Genomic DNA, 19,800 nt, shown 5'->3' with positions numbered 1-19,800 from the left:
TCTTTTCACCTTACTTTCCTATTTCTAAAGCTTTCATCAACATGCTTTTATTCGCATTTAGTGCGGTCACGTTTGCTTCATATGACCTTGAGCTGCTGATGAGGTCAACCATTTCCTTTAATGGATCAACATTAGGTGTTTGAACATATCCATTTTCATTGGCATCGGGATTTGTAGGATCATATTGAAGGTTGAATGGAGTTTCGTCTTCTGTAATCTTCGTTGCTTTCACGCCGTTTCCTAATTTGCCGCTCGAATTCATGCTTGAGTTCAATATAGATGAAAACGATTCACCTGACGGCTGTAATGTGACGAGCTTACGTCTATAAGGCTCCCAGTTGCCATCAACCTGTTTCGCTCTTGTTGTATCCATATTTGCAAGGTTAGAGGATACAACGTCCATTCTGAGCCTCTGAGCTGTTAATGCTGAGGCCGAAGCGTTAACGCCTGAAAAAATTGACATCACTTACCTCCTGTCAAAACTGTTTTAAGAGAATTGAATTTTCCACTCATTCTTTCAACCAACGCATTATACTGAATTTGGTTTTTAGCGAGTTCACTCATCTCTTGATCAATATCGACATTATTTCCGTTTTCTTGATATGAAGTACGGTTGCTCGAAACAACTGAATAATTAGACCCTGTTTTAGAAAAATCAATGTGACCTTGGTATGTTTTTTTAGCATCTAACTTGATCGACGCATCGTTTAGCATATCATGAAAAGCGACGTTTTTCGACTTGTAGTTCGGTGTGTCTATATTCGCGATATTATTGCTTATGACTTTTTGCTTAACATTCGCTCTGCCCAAGGCATTCTCAAGGTTGCTTATCGTTCCAGAAAATATATCCAAAACCATATACCTCCAATCATATGTATTTCATTCCATTTAATCATGTCGAGATTTGTAAAACCATATGTTCATTGTAAGAAATAATAGGATTAAAGTCTATGATGTATATGTAAAAAAAACTCGTAATATATATCTATTTTACGAATAGGTATAAAGACCTAGATTCAAAGAACTAAGAATTGTAAGGGTTTTCTTGGAAAAAAGAGTGTCATTTTTCGGACAAATCCTCTTTTTTATAAAAAAATACCCCTTTTCAGCTTGTAATTTTGGCCGAAAAGGGGTTTTGATTAATGAGATTTTAAATTTTCAAGTTCGATTAAAAATTTGTTGTTTAACACTTTGATATACGTTCCCTTCATTCCAAGAGAACGAGATTCGATGACGCCTGCACTTTCTAACTTACGTAAGGCGTTCACGATCACTGAACGAGTGATTCCTACACGGTCAGCAATTTTACTTGCCACAAGAAGCCCTTCGTTGCCATCAAGTTCTTCAAAGATGTGCTCAATGGCTTCAAGCTCACTATATGAAAGAGAACTAATCGCCATTTGAACAACCGCTTTACTTCTTGCTTCTTCTTCGATTTCCTCTGCTTTCTCACGAAGGATCTCCATTCCAACAACTGTTGCACCGTATTCAGCAAGAATTAAATCATCATCTTTGAATGTATCTTGCAAACGAGACAGGATTAACGTGCCTAAACGATCTCCTCCTCCGATAATTGGAACAATGGTTGTCAAACCTGATTCGAATAAATCACGGTTCTCAATCGGGAAAGCTGTATACTCACTATTAATGTCAAGGTTTGAAGATGTTTCAGGGATGTTGAATAGACTCTTTGTATATTCTTCAGGGAACTGACGGTCTTCAAGCATTTTCTTCATACGCGGATTTTCAATCTGCTGGTTGATCGAGTAGCCTAGAAGCTTCCCTCTTCTGCTTAACACGAAAATGTTTGAATCAATGACATCTCTCAACGTTTCTGCCATTTCCTTAAAATTAACTGGTTTCCCCGCTGCATCTTGCAGCATTGAGTTAATAATCCTTGTTTTTTGTAGTAACGCCATATTAATGATCCTCCTAGATTACTTTATTCATTTGTTAAAGTATAAATTGACTTAAGTCTTTGTTATTTGCAATCTTTCCTAGCTTCTCTTCTACATACTGAGGGGTAATGGTCACTGTCTCCAGTGTAATATCAGGCGCCTCAAATGAAAGCTCTTCAAGCAGCTTTTCAAGTATGGTATGAAGCCTTCTTGCACCGATGTTATCTGTCTCCTGATTGACATGATAAGCCACTTCGGCAATCTTATGAATAGCATCGTCAGAAAATTCAAGAGATATACCTTCTGTTTCAAGTAAAGCTTTATATTGCTTTAATAATGCGTTATCTGGTTCCGTTAAGATCTTCACAAAGTCTTCGATACTTAATTTATCTAATTCTACACGGATTGGGAAGCGCCCTTGAAGCTCTGGAATCAAATCTGATGGTTTCGCCATATGAAATGCACCTGCTGCTACAAAAAGCACATGGTCTGTTTTCACTGCCCCATATTTCGTCATCACAGTTGAACCTTCTACAATCGGTAAAATATCACGTTGAACACCTTCACGAGAAACATCTGCAGATGATGCACCACCGCTTTTGGCGATTTTGTCGATTTCGTCGATAAAAATAATCCCTTGCTGTTCTGCTTTATAAACGGCTTCCTGACTGACTTCATCCATGTCAATCAGTTTTGAAGCTTCCTCAGCAGTTAACGCCTTTCTTGCTTCTCTGACGGTCAGCTTTCTGCGTTTTTTCTTTTTAGGCATGAGATTGCCGAGCGCATCCTGCATGTTCATGCCCATTTGCTCCATACCCGAGCCCTGAAGCATATCAAACATGGATGGCTGCTGCTCTTCAACTTCGATCGTGACGTAATGATCTTCAAGTTCTCCCATAGCCAGCTGATGTGCGATTCGCTTTCTTGTCGATTCAAGTTCAACTTCTTCACTTGATTGATCTCGATCACGGTCATCTTCATCAGAACCGCCAAACAGCATCTCAAAAGGATTTTTCACAGACTGGCTTTTTTTCTTGCCAGGAACAAGTAAATGAACAAGACGTTTATTTGCTTGTTTTTCTGCTTCTTCTTGAACGTCTTTCATCTTTTCTTCTTTGACAATTCTGATCGCTGTCTCAACTAGATCTCTGACCATCGATTCTACATCACGGCCGACATAACCAACTTCAGTAAACTTCGTCGCTTCCACTTTAATAAAAGGCGCACCAGAAATTTTTGCAATTCTGCGGGCAATCTCTGTTTTCCCCACACCTGTTGGGCCGATCATTAAAATATTTTTCGGAACGACTTCATCCTTTAGCTTATCATGTAAAAGGCTTCTTCTGTAACGGTTTCTTAAAGCCACCGCCACTGCTTTTTTCGCATCAAGCTGACCAATAATATATTGATCAAGCTTTTCAACTATCTCTCTTGGGGTGAACGGCTTTTTCTCCATACGTCTCATGTCCTTTCTATTCAAGCTCTTCTAAAGTGATTTGATCGTTCGTGTAGACACAGATTTCTCCGGCGGTTTCAAGAGCAGCCTTTGCAATATCTCTCGCTGTGAGGTGATCACCTGCATGTGTTTTGAGTGCTCTCCCGGCGCTAAGCGCATAATTGCCGCCTGAGCCGATGGCCAAAATACCGTCATCTGGTTCGATGACCTCTCCTGTCCCAGAGACAAGCAGGATGCTGTCTTTGTTCATAACGATCAGCATGGCCTCAAGCTGTCTGAGCATCTTGTCACTTCGCCATTCTTTCGCTAGTTCTACGGCTGCCCGCTTTAAGTTACCACCATATTCTTCAAGCTTCGTTTCAAACTTTTCAAAGAGTGTAAATGCATCTGCTACTGAACCTGCAAAACCTGCAAGCACCTTGCCTCCGAAAAGACGGCGCACTTTTTTTGCCGTGTGTTTCATCACGACAGTCTGCCCGAAAGTGACTTGACCGTCTCCAGCCATCGCACTTTTTCCTTTATGTTGAACGGCAAAGATGGTTGTTGCATGAAATGATGACATGAAAAAACCTCCTTTTAGGATCGTTTAAAAGCCCTTGGGTGATGAGACATGTATGTTTTCCTTAAAGAATCTTTTGATACATGCGTGTACACCTGAGTTGATGATAAATTCGAATGACCGAGAAGCTCTTGAACACTTCTCAAATCTGCCCCCTCATTTAAGAGGTGTGTGGCAAAGGTGTGCCTTAACATGTGAGGATGGATATGTAGTGTGCCTGACGCCTTTTTCATTAATTCAGTGAGAATGAATCGAACGCCTCTGTCTGTAAGAGGCGCCCCGCGCTGATTCAAAAACACATATGCATCAGCACGATCATTTCCCTTCGCTTTCAGCTTCTGCCTTCCATCCTCTAAATAAGTGATGAGCGCTTCATGAGCATATGAACCGAAAGGAACATACCGCTGCTTGCTTCCTTTCCCATGAACAAGCACTGTATCCAACGATAAATCAAGATCAGATTCTTTTAATGAACATAACTCACTGACCCTCATACCTGTTGCATAAAGAAGTTCTAAAATCGCTTGGTTTCTTTGCCCCAGCGGTGTGCTGACATCAGAAACTGTAAAAAGCTCTTTAAGTTCCTCTTCATACAAAAATGAAGGAATTCGCTTATCCTGCTTTGGTAAGCTAACGAGTAAAAAAGGATTTTCTTTCACAAGCTGTTCTCTTAATAGAAATTTATAAAAGCTGCGAAGCGCAGAGACTTTCTTACTAATCGTTCTTCTTGTCAGGCCTTTTTCATAAGCTTCTGTTAAATAAATTCTCGTATCTTGATAGGATACCTCTTCAAAACCGTCTATTCCTTGAATGTTCATAAATCTGACAAACTCTTCAATTGCTTCTGTATATCCTGAGATTGTTAAAGCAGAATAGTTTTTTTCAATTTGCAGATATTCAATGAATAAGTGGACAAGACGCTGTTTATTCGTCATTTTTACACCTCTTTAAGGCTTTTAAATGGTATCACATATCTTGCTTTCCGTGCAATGTTTTACTACAGAGATTTCGAAATAGTTTGAATAGTTTCGATTGCGCGCTTAGCGTACTCTGCATAACGCTCTTGTTTGTTTTTAATCCGAACACCAAGATCTTTCAGCAAGCCAAAGTTCGCATTCATCGGCTGGAAACTTTTCTTGTTTGTCGATGTGATGTAATAAGCCATGCTGCCGATCGCCGTTTCCTCCGGAAGTGTCACAAGCTCTTCTCCTTTGACAAAACGAGCGGCGTTAATTCCAGCCACTAGTCCGGAAGCTGCGGACTCGACATAGCCTTCAACGCCTGTCATTTGTCCGGCAAAGAATAGATCCTCTCTATTTTTAAACTGATACGTTGGTTTTAAAAGACTTGGTGAGTTAATAAATGTATTGCGGTGCATTACGCCGTATCGAACGATTTCTGCTTCTTCAAGACCTGGAATCAAGCGGAATACTTCCTTTTGGTCGCCCCACTTCAGATGTGTCTGGAAGCCGACGATGTTATATAAAGTACCTGCTGCATCATCTTGTCTTAATTGAACAACAGCGTAAGGTCTTTTTCCTGTTTTCGGATCTTCAAGTCCTACTGGCTTCATCGGACCAAACAGCATCGTTTTCTTTCCTCTTTTCGCCATGACTTCAATTGGCATACAGCCTTCAAAGAAGATTTCTTTTTCGAACTCTTTTAATGGCACAGTTTCAGCAGAAATGAGCGCCTCATAAAAACGATCAAATTCCTCTTCTGTCATTGGACAGTTTAAATAAGCGGCTTCTCCTTTGTCATAACGTGATTTCAAGTACACCTTATCCATATCAATGCTATCTTTCTCTAGAATAGGTGCCGCTGCATCGTAGAAGTACAGATACTCTTCACCAGTTAAAGATTTTAATTCTTTTGAAAGTGCTTCAGATGTAAGCGGGCCCGTTGCAATAATTGTCGGACCTTCAGGAATGCTTTGCACTTCTTCTTGAAAAACCGTCACATTCGGATGATTTTTCACGCGATCGGTAACGTTTGCTGCAAATTCATGACGATCTACTGCAAGCGCTCCGCCAGCAGGGACTGAGCTTTCGTCTGCTGCTGCGATAATCGCTGAATCTAAATGACGCATTTCTTCCTTTAATACACCGACCGCATTCGTCAAAGCGTTGGCACGCAGTGAATTGCTGCATACAAGCTCTGCAAATTTATCTGTGTGGTGAGCTGGCGTTTGTTTGACAGGTCTCATTTCATACAAGTTGACTTTAATTCCGCGTTTGGCAATTTGCCATGCCGCTTCACTTCCGGCTAAACCTGCTCCGATCACATTTACAAATTGACTCATTGTACAACTCTCCTATTTCGTAAGTTCTGTTTGATGACATAAAAAAGCAGGTGAACAAGGCTGTTCACCGCTATTTTTGTTGTTCCTCTTTATAATCACAGTTCACACATTGAACTTGAATGCCTTTTTTCAGTTTTTTCTCTACAAGCATATTTTCGCATTTTGGACACTTTCTTTCAATTGGTTTGTCCCAAGAGACGAATTCACACTCTGGAAAACGATCACAGCCATAAAAAATGCGGCGCTTCTTAGATTTTCGTTCAACAATGTTTCCTTCATGACAAGTCGGGCATTTCACACCAATATCTTTGACAATTGGTTTTGTGTTACGGCAGTCAGGAAAATTAGAGCAAGCCATGAACTTACCGTATCGACCCATTTTGTACACCATCGGATGTCCACACTCTTCACAGTCAACTCCGGCGTATTCAGGCTCAATCTCAACTTCTTGCATCTCTGCTTCTGCTTTTTCTACCCGTTTTGCAAAGTCTTGATAGAAGCTGTCGATAATGCGAACCCATTCGATCGTACCTTCTTCAACGCTATCAAGTTCTTTTTCCATTTTCGCTGTGAATTCCACGTTAATGATTTCAGGGAAGAATTCAATGATTAAGTTAAGAACAATTTCCCCAAGCTCTGTTGGGATAAACCGTTTATTATCAAGTGCGACATAGCCGCGCTTTTGAATCGTATCTAATGTTGGTGCGTACGTAGACGGACGGCCTATACCCAGCTCTTCAAGTGTTTTGACAAGTCTTGCCTCAGTGTAGCGCGGAGGCGGCTGCGTGAAGTGCTGTTCAGGTTCGATATCTTTTGAAAGAACCGTATCACCTTCTTTAAGATCAGGCAGCATTTTGTCCTTTTCTTCTAGCTGATCGTCCTTCCCTTCTACATATACCTTCATGAATCCAGGGAATTTCACTTTGCTCCCGTTAGCACGGAATGTAAGCCCGTTATTGTCAAGGTCTACACTCATTGTATCAAGAACAGCCGGCGCCATTTGGCTTGCCACGAATCGTTCCCAAATCAATTTATACAGACGAAGCTGATCTCGGCTTAAGACATGTTTGACATCTGCTGGTTTTCTTAGCGTAGAAGTCGGCCTGATGGCCTCGTGAGCATCTTGTGCATTTTCGTTCTTTTTAGCGGTTCGTTTTGTTGTATTTAAGAAATTCTTACCGTACGTCTGATCAATGAAAGCAGATACTTCTTCAATCGCCGTATTGGAAATACGTGTTGAGTCCGTTCTCATATATGTAATGAGTCCGACTGTACCTTCTTTACCAAGATCTATTCCTTCATATAATTGCTGTGCAATCATCATCGTCTTTTTCGCACGGAAGTTTAATTTTCTTGCAGCCTCCTGCTGTAAAGTAGATGTTGTAAACGGAACAGCTGGGTTGCGTTTACGCTCTTTTTTCGTCACTTTCTCTACAGAGAATTTGCTCCCTTTTAGTTTCGAAAGGATTTCTTTTACATCTTCTTTTGTTTTCAGTGGATGCTTTTTGCCATTGACGCCAAAGAAGCTCGCTTCGAAGCTTTCTTTTCCTTTTAGGAATGTACCGTCAATTGTCCAGTATTCTTCTGGTTTAAATTCATTAATTTCATTCTCGCGATCAATAATCAGGCGGAGTGCAACTGATTGAACACGACCGGCACTTAAGCCCTTTTTCACTTTCTTCCATAAAATCGGACTGATTTTATACCCGACGAGACGATCTAAGATCCGTCTTGCCTGCTGTGCATCAACTAAATCCATGTTGATCATACGTGGATGCTTAAAGGAATCTTTAATGGCATCTTTTGTAATCTCATTAAAGACAACGCGGCAGTCAGAAGAGAGGTCAAGGTCAAGGCTATGCGCTAAATGCCAAGCAATCGCTTCTCCCTCTCTATCGGGGTCAGCTGCGAGATAGACTTTCTTTGCTTTTTTCGCAGCTGTTTTTAATTCTTTTAAAACGGGGCCTTTCCCGCGAATCGTAATATATCTCGGTTCGAAGTCATGCTCAGTGTCAACACCAAGCTGACTTTTCGGTAAATCTCTTATGTGCCCCATTGAAGCCTTTACTTTATACTTTTTACCTAAATAACGCTCAATCGTTTTCGCCTTGGCTGGCGACTCAACGATGACTAAATAATCAGCCATACTCAAAATCCCCCTTAAGAGGTGTTCTCTCTTTATACATTTCACAATTCATATTTATGTTAATTGCACTTATCTAACAGGCAATCATTAAAAATTCTTTATGATGAACATCATTATAAACACGAAAAACAAAGTGTAAACTTAAATCCTCACTATTATTAAATATTCCTATGTCTTTTGTCAAACGATATTTTTATGAGAGTTCAGTATATTGAACGCTGCGGAAGGAGAATTCCTCTAAAATATCCTTCGTTGAATGAACAAGCTTTGCTCCCTGCTGTATAAGTCTGGCTGGTCCTGTGGAATTAGGATCAAAGATAGATCCTGCAACCGCAAATACCTCTTTACCTTGCTCAAGTGCTTGATACGCTGTAATGAGCGAACCGCTCTTTTCTTTGCACTGAATCACGATCGTTCCACTTGTCAGCGCACTAATTAAACGATTCCTCATTGGGAAATGCCACTTTTCTGGTTTCACATAAGGCGGATGCTCGGATAAAAGCAAATGATGCTCTCCCATGTATTGAGCCATTTGCACATGTTCCTTTGGGTATAAGTGCTGAAATCCGCCTGCTATAATACCGATGGTTTTCCCTTTATTCCGAATGCACTCTTTATGTGCAAGTCCATCAATTCCTTTTGCTAAGCCACTGACAATCGTCCAATCTTCCTTTACAAGCTCACCAACAATTTTCTTCACACATGCTTCTCCATAAGACGATGGAACTCGTGTGCCTACTACACCTAAACTTTTTTCTTCATTTAAATATGATATGTTTCCTTTTAGGAATAACACAGGGGGAGGATCATAAATATGTTTTAGTGTGCTGGGATATAAGGGTGATGTGATGGGTATCATGTGAATGTTTTGCTTTAAATAGGCTTGAACGATGTGTTGAAAAATGGGGAATTCATTTTCTTCGGCTTGTTTTAAGCGGGTAAAGTCGATCGTTTGTAATGATCGATCCTGTTTGAAATGTTGTGTTTCTTCATTTATATATAGCTCAGGATCGACTTTCCACCATTTTGTTAACAAAGAGGGTGAGATGAGGCCTTTTAAGCGGTGAAAAATCATTCTTTCGGACACGTTGTACATACCATTCCTCCAGTTTAAGATAGAAAGAAGAAGACTTGTCAAAGAACAAGTCTTCTTGTGTCATTAATGCGTTTTACAAGCTTCGAAGAGATTCTTCTCTTTTAACACTTTAATCAATGTTTCTCCCATGACAGATGGTGTCTCTGCCACTTCAATTCCACATTCACGCATTGTTTTTACTTTTTCATCAGCTGTTCCTTTACCACCAGAAATAATGGCACCAGCATGTCCCATGCGTTTTCCTGGAGGCGCCGTTTTACCGCCAATAAAGCCAACGACTGGCTTTGTCATATTTGCTTTTACCCATTCAGCTGCTTCTTCTTCAGCCGTACCGCCGATTTCACCGATCATAATCACAGCATGTGTATCAGGGTCTTCATTGAATGCTTTTAATACATCAATAAAGTTCGTCCCATTGACAGGGTCTCCGCCGATTCCTACAGCTGTCGATTGACCAACGCCAGCTTCTGAAAGCTGATGTACCGCTTCATATGTAAGCGTTCCAGAACGAGAAACAACACCCACATGACCTTTTTTATGAATGTAGCCAGGCATGATCCCAATCTTACATTCTTCAGGTGTAATGACACCTGGGCAGTTAGGGCCAACAAGTCTTGTCTTTTTCCCTTCCATATACCGTTTCACTTTGACCATGTCAAGCACTGGAATATGTTCTGTGATACAAATGACTAGATCGACTTCTGCATCAACAGCCTCTAAAATGGCATCTGCTGCAAATGGTGCTGGTACATAGATAACAGAAGCATTTGCTCCAGTTGTTTGAACAGCTTCAGATACTGTATTAAATACAGGAACTCCTTCTACTTCAGTTCCACCTTTTCCAGGTGTGACACCGCCAACAATATTTGTTCCGTACTCAATCATTTGTTTTGTATGGAACAATGCGGTTGAACCGGTAATCCCCTGAACAATTACTCTCGTATTTTTATTAATAAATACACTCATTTAGGTTCCCTGCCTTTCTGCTCTACTTGACTAAAGATACAATCTTTTCTGCCCCGTCAGCCATAGACTCAGCAGAAGTGATATTTAAGCCTGAATCACTCAGGATTTTCTTCCCTAATTCAACGTTTGTTCCTTCAAGACGTACAACGAGTGGTAATGTTAAGCCGACTTGTTTCGTCGCTTCAACGACACCTTCTGCAATGACATCACATTTCATGATACCGCCAAAAATGTTCACGAAAATCCCTTTTACATTTTGATCAGATAAGATGATTTTAAATGCTTCCGTTACTTTTTCAGCTGTTGCACCGCCCCCAACATCCAGGAAGTTTGCAGGGTCCCCGCCGTAATGCTTGATGATATCCATTGTAGACATCGCAAGACCTGCACCATTGACCATACAGCCAATATTTCCATCTAGAGAAATGTAGCTTAGATCATATTTAGATGCTTCAATTTCTTTTGGATCCTCTTCATCAAGGTCACGGTATTCTAATATATCTTTTTGTCTATATAAAGCATTGCTATCAAAGTTTAATTTCGCATCAAGTGCCATGACTTTTCCATCGCCTGTTACAACAAGTGGATTAATCTCAGCAATTGAACAATCTTTTTCAATAAACGCATTGTAAAGACTTGTCATAAACTTAACAGCTTGGCCAACTAATTTTGTTGGAATATTAATTTTAAACGCTACTTCTCTTGCCTGATAGCCTTGCAAGCCAATCGCTGGGTCGATGACCACTTTGACGATTTTCTCTGGCGTTTTTTCTGCTACTTCTTCAATTTCAGTACCGCCTTCTTCAGAAGCCATCAATACAATTCTTGATGTCGCTCTGTCCAAAACAAGTCCAACGTAGTACTCCTTTTGAATATCGCAGCCTTCTTCAATAAGTAAGCGTTTTATTTCGCGCCCTTCAGGCCCAGTTTGATGTGTGACAAGTGTTTTACCGAGCAATTCCTCTGCAAACCCTTTCACTTCATCTTTTGTTTTTGCAATTTTTACCCCGCCTGCTTTACCACGGCCGCCTGCATGAATCTGTGCTTTTACGACATATACAGAGCTTTCTAGCTCTTCTGATGCTTTCACTGCTTCATCAGGTGTAAATGCTACTTTACCATTTGGAACTGAAACCCCATATTTTCTTAGGATTTCTTTTCCTTGGTACTCATGGATATTCATTTCCCATCCTCCCAACATATGTAGAAACAAAAATTATAAAATAGACTGCGCTTTCATTTTAAAGAATAAAAAAGAGAATGTCTAGGGTTCTATGTAAAATCGTAAAATCCTTCTAAACATTCAAACTTTTATTTTATTAAAAATATAAATTTTTCAGCCAAATCACTTATTTTTCCTTATTTTTTCATTTTTTGATCTAACCTATAGATAAACGAAAATATTTCTGCTACAGTATCGTATAACGCTTCAGGGATCTCCTCATCAAGTGTTAAATGGCGCATGAGTTCGACTAAATTACGGTCTTCTTGGATAGGAACTCCCGACTTTTTTGCTTCTTCAATAATATGGTCTGCCACATAGCCGCTCCCTGTTGCGACGACTTTTGGCGCCTTTTGTTTTTCTTCATCATAATGTAGAGCGACCGCCCTTCTAAGCGGTTTTGAATCCTTCATACTCGTAAGTCCAGCCCTTTCTCGCTGATTTTATGAAAGTGTTCATCTAGAAAGTGAGACGGATCTACTGGCTCTTGTCTCTTCTTTGCTGTAATTCCCGTTAGACTGTATCCTAAGGCATTTAAATTCTCCCGAACAGCTGGAATCATCGGATTAATGGTTCCTTGAAGTTCATGACCGGTTTCAACTGTAATTGACATGACCTTTTGCTGAATCGTACAGTCGATTAATGTCTCTTCGAGGTTTTCCATGTTTAAGTAAAACATGAGACGGCACTGAGAAATATCAATAGAGCCATCTTTTTTCTTATGTCCTTTTAGAATAAAGGTTAAATCTTGAACACTATGTTTTGAAAAGAGCGGATAAGAGACCATCATTTGGCTGATGGTTTGGTTCTCCTGCTGCACAAATAACTGCCCGTTCAATCTATGAAACAATTGATCGACTTCTTTTTTTACGGGTTCTGGTAAATCAGCCTGCCTCACATCATTTAAGACGAGCTTTAATTGGTGAAGCTCCTGACTTTTTACATCCTGGCTGCCTTTTTCGAGTAGTTTCAGCATACCGATTTCATCTCGTACACCTATTGCCTTTTTCATCGTCATGAGTAAATCGAGCACATCGGTTTTATTGCTTAATGCGGGTTCCGTCTGCTGCACCACCTGAGCCAATGCTTTCGCCTCTGTTTTTGACAGGAACGGAAATTCTTTTTGAAGCACGGATGCTTTTGCGTCAGGCTGAGATCCTGCCTGCTGAAGCCCTTGCAGCAATGACGTGAGCTGTTTTAAGCTAGGCTCTTGCTGCCCGTCTGCACCTTGCTTCGTCAAACTTGCCATTATCCGCTCAATTTGCTGAAGCGGGATTTGCAGCTCTTTTGGACTTGTTGACTGCTGCACGTTAGTTTGAAGAACTTGGGTCGTCTGACGCTCTTGAGCGATTGGAGTTTGGCTATTTTCTTTTGGCTGAGACAGATTGGGCTGAGGCGTTACAGGTAGACTGCCTCCTTGCTTCGCCGCCCCTTCTCTCGCTGCTAGAAGGACCGATAAGAGCTTTTCTGCATGGACGGTCGTCTCAGCATCTATGACTGATCGAATGGCTTGTGTAAGGGCCTGTGTGGCGTCTGAGTGCTTCGGGAGCTGTGTTAATCGTTCTAGCAACGCTGTCATATCCTGATGAAGAGCAGAGGATGATTTCACGGCTAAAATTGATTGAAGCACTCCTTCCTGGATCGGCAAGTCTTTTTTTAAAGCAAATAGGAGTGCCTGAAGACCTTTTTTCACATCAGCTCCTTGAAGCTGTTCGATCCACTTCACTGCCGTTTTTAACTCTGCTTCGTTGATAACGGATTTTTCTTTTAAAAAAGCTGTGGCTGTTAGGATGTTTTCAAGTCCGTTTTTAAGTGAGAGACCTTCTAATAGTTTGGCAGCTGCATCCTTTAATGTCTTAGGGTCTTGATCAAATTGCTGTACTGGCCTTAGTTTATTGAGGCTGCCTCCACCCTCTTGTTCAAATTGGAACCAATAAAATGCGTCTGCTTTGAGCTGAGCCGCTAGCTGTGCTTTTATTTTTGTTGAGCCTATTTGAACAAGGGCTGTATCATCTCCAAGCATTTTCAGTACTTTACCGAGAATCAGCCGATGCACATTTTCCTTTCCTTCGGTGTTTAATGTAACAGATTCTGCCGCACTTAACCGGCTATTCAGTGCTGTATGTATGTCCTCAACTCTTGTCATCACAGGCAGCCTCCTTAGGTCAAAAATTTATGATATAACGGATTTCACTGGCGCAAACGATAATCGATGGATTGGGGCAGCTCCATGTGTTTGAATGGCAGCCAGATGCTCTTTTGTTCCGTACCCTTTATGTTTTTCAAATTGATACTCAGGGTACTTACGCCCGTATTCTTCCATCATCTGATCCCTTGTCACTTTTGCAATACATGCACCAGCTGCGATGGACGCACTTTTTGCATCTCCTTTGATGATATTCTCTTGGTGAATAGGAAGCGGGAGCGTCATGGCATCTATGAGTAGATAATCAGGTATATGAGTTAACTGCTCCACCGCTCTCACCATCGCCAGTCTTGATGCCTCGTAAATATTGATTTCATCAATCGTAGCCGCATCAACAATGCCGATTCCGATATCAAGTGCTTCTTTTTGGATCAGGTCATAATACGCCAATCTTTTTTTCTCAGATAATTGCTTTGAGTCGTTTAAACCGAGCAGGACTGTGTCTTCCTTTAATATGACAGCGGCTGCGACAACGGGGCCTGCCAGCGGTCCTCTTCCTGCTTCATCTATTCCAGCAATACATGTGTATCCCTGCGCCTTAGCTTTGTTTTCAAATTGCAGCATTTCATTCCATGCTGCACGTAGTTGCTGCTGCTTTTCTCTCTCTTTGTGCCACTTCTCTATCAGTTTTTGGACACTTTTTCTCGTATCATCTTTTACCAGCTCACGAATGTATGACTCGTCTTGCGAATGCTTTTCTATCAGTTCTTTTATTTGTTTCACCGTGTACATCAGCTTTTCGTCAGCCTCCTTCTTTATATCGGCAGTTTTCCGCAAAAAATAAAGACCCGCATGAGCTGCGTGTCTTTTAGCTTTCAGGCTTCTCAAAAGTGAGGGGACCAAATTTTTCTGTTCGAATATCCCGAATAATGATTTCGGTGGTTTTGTCGTAATTAATAAATCCACCGCTCATGAGACAGCCGCGCTTTGTACCTATTGCATCAAACAGCTCAACCGTATCTTCAGGGATCTCCGCCAGGTCATAGCGTTTTTTTAATCGCTCTGGATAGTTCTCTTCTAGAAAGCGAAGTCCATACACAGCGACATCCTGTAAGTTGATGATAGAATCTTTGATCGCTCCAGTCACCGCTAGCCTGAGTCCTACTTGCTCATCTTCAAACTTAGGCCAGAGGATTCCAGGTGTATCAAGCAGTTCAAGTTCTTTACCTACCTTCACCCATTGCTGTGAGGTGGTAATACCAGGCCGGTCTCCTGTTTTGGCAATGTTCTTTTTCGCTAAACGATTGATTAAGGTCGATTTCCCGACGTTGGGAATTCCGATAATCAGCGCCCGGATTGCACGCGGTTTGACACCTTTTGCTTTCATGCGGTCGAATTTTTCTTTTAAGATTTCTTTTGAAGTTGTGATGATCTGATTTAACCCTTGTCCATCGACAGAGTTAATAGCAAGTGACCGAACACCTTGCTGCTCAAAGTGCGCCTGCCACTCCTTTGTCACACGAGGATCCGCTTTATCTGCTTTGTTTAATAGCATGATTTTGGGTTTGTTCTGAAGGATTTCTTCGATCATTGGGTTTCTAGAGGACATCGGAATTCTAGCATCGGTTAATTCAAATACGATGTCGATGAGCTTTAATTTTTCTGTGACTTCACGTCTTGCTTTTGCCATATGGCCTGGAAACCATTGAATCGTCATATGTGCACCTTCTCTTCTATCGATTATCTCTATACATTGTACAAAAAAAGAGCCTGTTACAGGTAACAAGCTCTTTCTTTTGATATCATTATCGTCTGATTTCTTTGATACGAGCCGCTTTACCGCGAAGTTCACGTAGGTAGTAAAGTTTCGCACGACGTACCTTACCGTGACGTACAACTTCGATGTTAGCGATTTTTGGTGTGTGTACAGGGAATGTACGCTCAACGCCTACACCGTAAGAAATCTTACGAACTGTGAAAGTTTCGCTGATTCCACCACCACGACGCTTAATTACAACACCTTCAAAGATCTGGATACGCTCACGAGTACCCTCGACAACTTTAACGTGTACACGTAAAGTGTCACCAGGACGGAACGCAGGAAGATCAGTGCGTAATTGTTCTTTTGTGATTTCTTCAATCAAATGTTGCATCGTTTTCAACTCCTTCCAACAGATGCTCATGTCCTCTTTCTTCATTGCAGCGGAACATCGTTTTCAAACTTGAATCGGCAAGCCGTCCAAGTCACAAGTAGTATCATACCATACCTATATGCAGTGTGCAATACAATCTAGTCATTATGAAGCTGCCAAAGCCATCTTTTTTCTTCTTCTGTTAACGTTTTGCAAGAATCGATCAAATCTGGCCGTCTTGTATAAGTTCGCTTCAAAGATTCTTTGCGCCGCCACTCTTCTATTTTGGCATGATTTCCAGAAAGGAGCACATCCGGCACTTTTAGTCCTTTATAATCGGCTGGTCTTGTATAGTGAGGATGCTCTAGCAGACCTGTACTAAATGAATCTTCAATGTGAGACGCTTCTTTTCCAAGCACATGAGGCAAAAGCCTGACCACACTGTCTGCAATCATCATCGCTGGCAGCTCTCCGCCTGTGAGAACGAAATCTCCGATTGAGATTTCATCTGTGACAAGATGCTCCCTGATGCGCTCATCGTAGCCTTCATAATGGCCGCAAATGAACATAAGGTGTTCTTCTTTTGCAAGTTCCTCTGCCTTCTTTTGCGTATATCTTTCTCCTTGAGGACAGACAAGAATAATTCGGGGCTTCTTGCTTGCTTTGTTCGTCAAATCTTCTACCGCATCGAATACGGGCTGTGCTTTCAGTACCATACCAGCACCGCCGCCATACGGATAGTCATCTACTGTTTTATGCTTATGATCCGAATACTCTCTAAAATTGACAACATTGAATGAGACAGCTTCTTTCTCCTGTGCCTTTTTTAAGATCGATGAGTGGAGCACACCTTCGAACATTTCAGGAAAAAGTGTTAAGAAGTCGATTTTCATTCGTCAATGAGTCCTTCCATCACTTCAATGTGTATGGTTTTGGATGAGATATCGATCTTTTTGACGACAGATGGGATATAAGGAATCAAGGCATCTTTTTTACCTTTTCTTCCGACAACCCAGACATCATTTGCCCCTGGTGTTAAAATCTCTTTGATTTGACCGACAAGCTGATCATCTTCATCGTATACTTCACAGCCAATGATTTGGTGGAAATAAAACTCTCCTTCATCTAAAGAGCCGAGATGTTCTTTTTCTACTTTTAAGATTGATTCTTTCAATAGCTCTGCTTCATTTAATGAGCTAATTTCTTCAAATGTGAGCAAATCAAACTGTTTGTGCTGCCTATGTGATGCGACAGTGACTTTCAGCGGCTCCCCTTGACCTTGCTTAAAAATATAGAGGACGCTTCCTTTTTTGTATCGCTCTTCTGGGAAATCTGTCTTTGACACGACGCGTACTTCTCCGCGAACTCCGTGTGTATTAACAATCTTTCCAACATTTAACCATTCTTGTTCCATGTTCTCAATCACCCCTGACGTATTTCCACAATGGTGCCGTCTTTCACGACGATGACATTATCTTGCATCTTGTCATCCCATTTATCACCTATTTTCACTTCAACCAGCGCATCCACTTCTGTCTCTTTCATTTCACTCCCAAGCGGCAAAATATGCAGCTGCTCTACTTGAAAGTCAATTTGCTGGATCTTCTCCTGCCGTTTATCGATGGCTTTTTGAAATTGAGGGATGGCTTCTTGCTGATGTGGTTCTTTTTCATGTTTTTTCAGTTGAAAATATAGTTGATTGCACTCACGTTCTAGTCTTTCTTTTTTCTCCAAAAAAGTCGTTAACAGTTTGTCCTTACTGCTTTCAGTTAATACTTGCATGACGGTGACATGTTGAATGATCTGCATCTTCCTTTTTGTCCCCCTATCCGAAGGCATTTGTCCTCTACAGTATAACGAAAAATAGATTTAAACGTGTAAAAAAAGGGGAGGTCCTAAGCCCTCTCCCTTTTTAGTCAGCAATCTCAAGTTGAACTTTCTTAGAAGACTCTGCACTTGCTGCAAACATGACTGTTCGTATCGCTTTTGCTGTACGTCCCTGCTTTCCGATCACTTTTCCGGTATCTTCAGCATTGACAGACAGTGTGTAAATCACTTGCTCATCTTTTTCTAATGAAGATATGTGAATATCTTCAGGGAAATCAACAAGTGGCTCGACGATGGACACAATCAATTCTTCCAAGGACAGCTCATTCATTATTTGCTGTTTTTCGCATTATGAAATTTTTCAAGAATTCCTTGGCTTGAGAAAAGGTTGCGAACTGTATCAGATGGTTTCGCACCATTTTGAAGCCATTTAAGCGCTAATTCTTCGTTGATTTTCACCTCAGCTGGTGATAACACTGGATTGTATGTTCCAACTGTTTCGATGAAACGACCGTCACGTGGTGAACGAGAATCTGCTACAACAATACGATAGAAAGGAGATCTTTTTGATCCCATACGTTTTAAACGAATTTTTACTGCCATTTTACTAGCACCTCCGAAAATATTTCAACAAGATAGTATATTAACAATGATAAAAGGGTTTGTAAAGTGTTTTTTCTTAACAACGGTTTTATCATGTATAACCAATTACATAAATGGTAATTTAAAGCCTTTTTTCTTCCCTTTGGACATGTTGGTCATTTGCTTCATCATCTTTTTCATTTCGTCAAATTGCTTTAAAAGGCGATTGACTTCCTGTACAGATGTTCCGCTTCCTTTTGCAATCCGTTTTCTTCGGCTTGCATTGATGACCTCTGGCTGTTCTTTTTCCTCGGTCGTCATTGATTTAATGATCGCTTCGATGTGATTGAGCTGCTTTTCGTCTACTTGGACGTTTTTGAGCCCTTTCATTTTACCGGCTCCCGGCATCATTTGGATCAATTCATCAAGTGGACCCATATTACGAACTTGCCCAAGCTGCTCGAGGAAATCATCGAGCGTAAAGCTCATGGTCCGCATTTTTTGTTCAAGCTCTTTCGCTTTATCTTGGTCAACGTTTGCCTGTGCTTTTTCAATAAGTGTAAGCACATCTCCCATGCCAAGAATTCTTGATGCCATCCGCTCCGGGTGGAATGGTTCAATCGCATCCAGCTTTTCTCCTAGTGCGGCGAATTTAATCGGCGTATTGGTGACAGCTCGAATGGAAAGTGCTGCCCCGCCTCGTGTATCCCCGTCTAGTTTCGTTAGAACGACACCTGTTAAACCAAGCTGTTCATTAAAGCTTTTTGCTACATTGACAGCATCTTGACCTGTCATAGAGTCAACAACAAGGAAAATTTCTTCTGGACTCGCTACTTCTTTTACTTTCTGAAGTTCATCCATCAATTCTTCATCGATATGAAGGCGTCCTGCTGTATCTAAAATGACATAATCGTGGTGTTCTTCTTTCGCTTTTTCGATTGCCTGTTTGGCAATGTCGACAGGGCTGACTTGATCACCTAATGAAAACACAGGCATATCAAGCTGTTTCCCCAGCGTTTGAAGCTGCTGGATCGCTGCTGGTCTGTAAATATCTGCAGCCACCATCATCGGCTTGCGATTATGTTTTTTGCGAAGTAAATTGGCAAGCTTCCCAGTTGTGGTTGTTTTACCTGCCCCTTGAAGACCAACCATCATAATGACTGTCGGAGATTTTTTCGCTACAGCGATTTTACTCTCTTCCCCACCCATTAATTCAGTGAGTTCTTCTTTTACAACTTTAATGACCTGTTGTCCAGGGGTAAGGCTTTTCATCACCTCTTGTCCAACTGCCCGCTCGCTTACTTTTTTCACAAAGTCTTTGACTACTTTAAAATTGACGTCAGCTTCAAGAAGGGCAAGGCGTACCTCGCGCATCATTTCTTTTACATCTTGCTCTGACACTTTTCCTTTGCCGCGGATTTTTGAAATCGTCTGCTGCAGTCGGTCGGCTAATCCTTCAAATGCCATA

The 19,800-nt window shown here is 41.2% G+C and carries 22 protein-coding genes; all 22 read right to left on the bottom strand.

Translation table 11 applies throughout. From position 1 onward, the window contains the following. Nucleotides 1–10: 10 nt before the first annotated feature. Nucleotides 11–463 (bottom strand): flagellar basal body rod protein FlgC, encoded by a 453-nt coding sequence (flgC, locus tag ACP7A0_RS01650; protein WP_012009953.1) that lies wholly within the window; start codon nucleotides 461–463, stop codon nucleotides 11–13. Beyond that, complete coding sequence (gene flgB / locus ACP7A0_RS01645; protein ID WP_012009952.1) at nucleotides 463–852, bottom strand: flagellar basal body rod protein FlgB; 390 nt, start codon at nucleotides 850–852, stop codon at nucleotides 463–465. Before flgB ends, flgC begins: the two co-directional genes overlap by 1 nt. Before the next feature lie 287 nt (nucleotides 853–1,139). Further along, entirely contained in the window at nucleotides 1,140–1,919 is a 780-nt protein-coding gene (codY, locus tag ACP7A0_RS01640; RefSeq protein ID WP_012009951.1) for a GTP-sensing pleiotropic transcriptional regulator CodY, read from the bottom strand. Nucleotides 1,920–1,953: 34 nt separating this feature from the next. Next, on the bottom strand, nucleotides 1,954–3,354 hold the full coding sequence (gene hslU, locus ACP7A0_RS01635; protein ID WP_106030838.1) for an HslU--HslV peptidase ATPase subunit: 1,401 nt from the start codon (nucleotides 3,352–3,354) through the stop codon (nucleotides 1,954–1,956). Nucleotides 3,355–3,370: 16 nt separating this feature from the next. After that, the gene (gene hslV / locus ACP7A0_RS01630; RefSeq protein ID WP_106030837.1) at nucleotides 3,371–3,916 is read right to left on the bottom strand and encodes an ATP-dependent protease subunit HslV; all 546 of its coding nucleotides are present in this window, start codon (nucleotides 3,914–3,916) and stop codon (nucleotides 3,371–3,373) included. Between the two features lie 14 nt (nucleotides 3,917–3,930). Next, complete coding sequence (xerC, locus tag ACP7A0_RS01625) at nucleotides 3,931–4,848, bottom strand: tyrosine recombinase XerC (RefSeq protein ID WP_060596252.1); 918 nt, start codon at nucleotides 4,846–4,848, stop codon at nucleotides 3,931–3,933. A gap of 62 nt (nucleotides 4,849–4,910) precedes the next feature. Continuing rightward, a complete protein-coding gene (gene trmFO / locus ACP7A0_RS01620) occupies nucleotides 4,911–6,215 on the bottom strand; it encodes an FADH(2)-oxidizing methylenetetrahydrofolate--tRNA-(uracil(54)-C(5))-methyltransferase TrmFO (protein ID WP_034662383.1) in 1,305 nt (434 codons plus the stop codon). A gap of 70 nt (nucleotides 6,216–6,285) precedes the next feature. Beyond that, nucleotides 6,286–8,361, bottom strand: a complete 2,076-nt coding sequence (gene topA / locus ACP7A0_RS01615) for a type I DNA topoisomerase (RefSeq protein ID WP_060596250.1) — start codon at nucleotides 8,359–8,361, stop codon at nucleotides 6,286–6,288. 193 nt (nucleotides 8,362–8,554) lie between these two features. Continuing rightward, nucleotides 8,555–9,457: a DNA-processing protein DprA gene (gene dprA, locus ACP7A0_RS01610; protein WP_034662389.1), complete on the bottom strand. Its 903-nt coding sequence runs from the start codon at nucleotides 9,455–9,457 to the stop codon at nucleotides 8,555–8,557. A gap of 63 nt (nucleotides 9,458–9,520) precedes the next feature. After that, the gene (gene sucD, locus ACP7A0_RS01605; protein ID WP_003212080.1) at nucleotides 9,521–10,423 is read right to left on the bottom strand and encodes a succinate--CoA ligase subunit alpha; all 903 of its coding nucleotides are present in this window, start codon (nucleotides 10,421–10,423) and stop codon (nucleotides 9,521–9,523) included. Nucleotides 10,424–10,445: 22 nt separating this feature from the next. Beyond that, nucleotides 10,446–11,606 carry an ADP-forming succinate--CoA ligase subunit beta gene (gene sucC / locus ACP7A0_RS01600; RefSeq protein ID WP_012009945.1) on the bottom strand — a complete coding sequence of 387 codons (1,161 nt, stop codon included), beginning with the start codon at nucleotides 11,604–11,606 and terminating at the stop codon, nucleotides 10,446–10,448. Nucleotides 11,607–11,782: 176 nt separating this feature from the next. Continuing rightward, the gene (locus tag ACP7A0_RS01595) at nucleotides 11,783–12,058 is read right to left on the bottom strand and encodes a FlhB-like flagellar biosynthesis protein (protein WP_003211418.1); all 276 of its coding nucleotides are present in this window, start codon (nucleotides 12,056–12,058) and stop codon (nucleotides 11,783–11,785) included. After that, on the bottom strand, nucleotides 12,055–13,791 hold the full coding sequence (locus ACP7A0_RS01590) for a glycosyltransferase (RefSeq protein WP_066030915.1): 1,737 nt from the start codon (nucleotides 13,789–13,791) through the stop codon (nucleotides 12,055–12,057). The genes ACP7A0_RS01595 and ACP7A0_RS01590 overlap by 4 nt, the downstream gene beginning before the upstream one ends. A gap of 27 nt (nucleotides 13,792–13,818) precedes the next feature. Next, a complete protein-coding gene (locus tag ACP7A0_RS01585) occupies nucleotides 13,819–14,583 on the bottom strand; it encodes a ribonuclease HII (protein WP_066030916.1) in 765 nt (254 codons plus the stop codon). A 76-nt stretch (nucleotides 14,584–14,659) separates the two neighbouring features. Beyond that, nucleotides 14,660–15,508 (bottom strand): ribosome biogenesis GTPase YlqF, encoded by an 849-nt coding sequence (gene ylqF, locus ACP7A0_RS01580; protein ID WP_060596244.1) that lies wholly within the window; start codon nucleotides 15,506–15,508, stop codon nucleotides 14,660–14,662. An 88-nt stretch (nucleotides 15,509–15,596) separates the two neighbouring features. Further along, complete coding sequence (rplS, locus tag ACP7A0_RS01575; RefSeq protein WP_003212364.1) at nucleotides 15,597–15,944, bottom strand: 50S ribosomal protein L19; 348 nt, start codon at nucleotides 15,942–15,944, stop codon at nucleotides 15,597–15,599. 137 nt (nucleotides 15,945–16,081) lie between these two features. Beyond that, the gene (gene trmD, locus ACP7A0_RS01570) at nucleotides 16,082–16,816 is read right to left on the bottom strand and encodes a tRNA (guanosine(37)-N1)-methyltransferase TrmD (RefSeq protein WP_012009939.1); all 735 of its coding nucleotides are present in this window, start codon (nucleotides 16,814–16,816) and stop codon (nucleotides 16,082–16,084) included. Next, entirely contained in the window at nucleotides 16,813–17,337 is a 525-nt protein-coding gene (gene rimM / locus ACP7A0_RS01565) for a ribosome maturation factor RimM (RefSeq protein WP_060596242.1), read from the bottom strand. Before rimM ends, trmD begins: the two co-directional genes overlap by 4 nt. 8 nt (nucleotides 17,338–17,345) lie before the next feature. Further along, entirely contained in the window at nucleotides 17,346–17,732 is a 387-nt protein-coding gene (locus ACP7A0_RS01560; RefSeq protein WP_050945054.1) for a YlqD family protein, read from the bottom strand. Between the two features lie 103 nt (nucleotides 17,733–17,835). Further along, nucleotides 17,836–18,081 (bottom strand): KH domain-containing protein, encoded by a 246-nt coding sequence (locus tag ACP7A0_RS01555; protein WP_106030835.1) that lies wholly within the window; start codon nucleotides 18,079–18,081, stop codon nucleotides 17,836–17,838. Continuing rightward, nucleotides 18,081–18,353: a 30S ribosomal protein S16 gene (gene rpsP, locus ACP7A0_RS01550; RefSeq protein ID WP_003212139.1), complete on the bottom strand. Its 273-nt coding sequence runs from the start codon at nucleotides 18,351–18,353 to the stop codon at nucleotides 18,081–18,083. The genes ACP7A0_RS01555 and rpsP overlap by 1 nt, the downstream gene beginning before the upstream one ends. A gap of 105 nt (nucleotides 18,354–18,458) precedes the next feature. After that, the gene (gene ffh, locus ACP7A0_RS01545; protein WP_066030917.1) at nucleotides 18,459–19,799 is read right to left on the bottom strand and encodes a signal recognition particle protein; all 1,341 of its coding nucleotides are present in this window, start codon (nucleotides 19,797–19,799) and stop codon (nucleotides 18,459–18,461) included. Nucleotide 19,800: the final 1 nt, after the last annotated feature.

This window comes from Bacillus sp. DWP3-1 (genome assembly GCF_049896565.1).
Taxonomy (GTDB): Bacteria; Bacillota; Bacilli; order Bacillales; family Bacillaceae; genus Bacillus.
The sequence above is the reverse complement of the archived record's forward strand: the minus strand, read 5'-3'. Positions and strand labels throughout refer to the sequence as shown.

Excerpts from the sequence above, each read along its gene's own strand:
- rplS (WP_003212364.1), bottom strand. The coding sequence starts at position 15,944 with ATGCAACATTTGATTGAAGAAATCACAAAAGAACAATTACGCACTGAT.
- ACP7A0_RS01585 (WP_066030916.1), bottom strand. The coding sequence starts at position 14,583 with ATGTACACGGTGAAACAAATAAAAGAACTGATAGAAAAGCATTCGCAA.
- hslU (WP_106030838.1), bottom strand. The coding sequence starts at position 3,354 with ATGGAGAAAAAGCCGTTCACCCCAAGAGAGATAGTTGAAAAGCTTGAT.
- trmFO (WP_034662383.1), bottom strand. The coding sequence starts at position 6,215 with ATGAGTCAATTTGTAAATGTGATCGGAGCAGGTTTAGCCGGAAGTGAA.
- ylqF (WP_060596244.1), bottom strand. The coding sequence starts at position 15,508 with ATGACGATTCAATGGTTTCCAGGCCATATGGCAAAAGCAAGACGTGAA.
- ACP7A0_RS01590 (WP_066030915.1), bottom strand. The coding sequence starts at position 13,791 with ATGACAAGAGTTGAGGACATACATACAGCACTGAATAGCCGGTTAAGT.
- hslV (WP_106030837.1), bottom strand. The coding sequence starts at position 3,916 with ATGTCATCATTTCATGCAACAACCATCTTTGCCGTTCAACATAAAGGA.
- sucD (WP_003212080.1), bottom strand. The coding sequence starts at position 10,423 with ATGAGTGTATTTATTAATAAAAATACGAGAGTAATTGTTCAGGGGATT.
- ACP7A0_RS01555 (WP_106030835.1), bottom strand. The coding sequence starts at position 18,081 with ATGAATGAGCTGTCCTTGGAAGAATTGATTGTGTCCATCGTCGAGCCA.
- ACP7A0_RS01560 (WP_050945054.1), bottom strand. The coding sequence starts at position 17,732 with ATGCAGATCATTCAACATGTCACCGTCATGCAAGTATTAACTGAAAGC.
- ffh (WP_066030917.1), bottom strand. The coding sequence starts at position 19,799 with ATGGCATTTGAAGGATTAGCCGACCGACTGCAGCAGACGATTTCAAAA.
- flgC (WP_012009953.1), bottom strand. The coding sequence starts at position 463 with ATGTCAATTTTTTCAGGCGTTAACGCTTCGGCCTCAGCATTAACAGCT.
- rpsP (WP_003212139.1), bottom strand. The coding sequence starts at position 18,353 with ATGGCAGTAAAAATTCGTTTAAAACGTATGGGATCAAAAAGATCTCCT.
- trmD (WP_012009939.1), bottom strand. The coding sequence starts at position 16,816 with ATGAAAATCGACTTCTTAACACTTTTTCCTGAAATGTTCGAAGGTGTG.
- topA (WP_060596250.1), bottom strand. The coding sequence starts at position 8,361 with ATGGCTGATTATTTAGTCATCGTTGAGTCGCCAGCCAAGGCGAAAACG.
- dprA (WP_034662389.1), bottom strand. The coding sequence starts at position 9,457 with ATGTACAACGTGTCCGAAAGAATGATTTTTCACCGCTTAAAAGGCCTC.
- ACP7A0_RS01595 (WP_003211418.1), bottom strand. The coding sequence starts at position 12,058 with ATGAAGGATTCAAAACCGCTTAGAAGGGCGGTCGCTCTACATTATGAT.
- xerC (WP_060596252.1), bottom strand. The coding sequence starts at position 4,848 with ATGACGAATAAACAGCGTCTTGTCCACTTATTCATTGAATATCTGCAA.
- rimM (WP_060596242.1), bottom strand. The coding sequence starts at position 17,337 with ATGGAACAAGAATGGTTAAATGTTGGAAAGATTGTTAATACACACGGA.
- sucC (WP_012009945.1), bottom strand. The coding sequence starts at position 11,606 with ATGAATATCCATGAGTACCAAGGAAAAGAAATCCTAAGAAAATATGGG.
- codY (WP_012009951.1), bottom strand. The coding sequence starts at position 1,919 with ATGGCGTTACTACAAAAAACAAGGATTATTAACTCAATGCTGCAAGAT.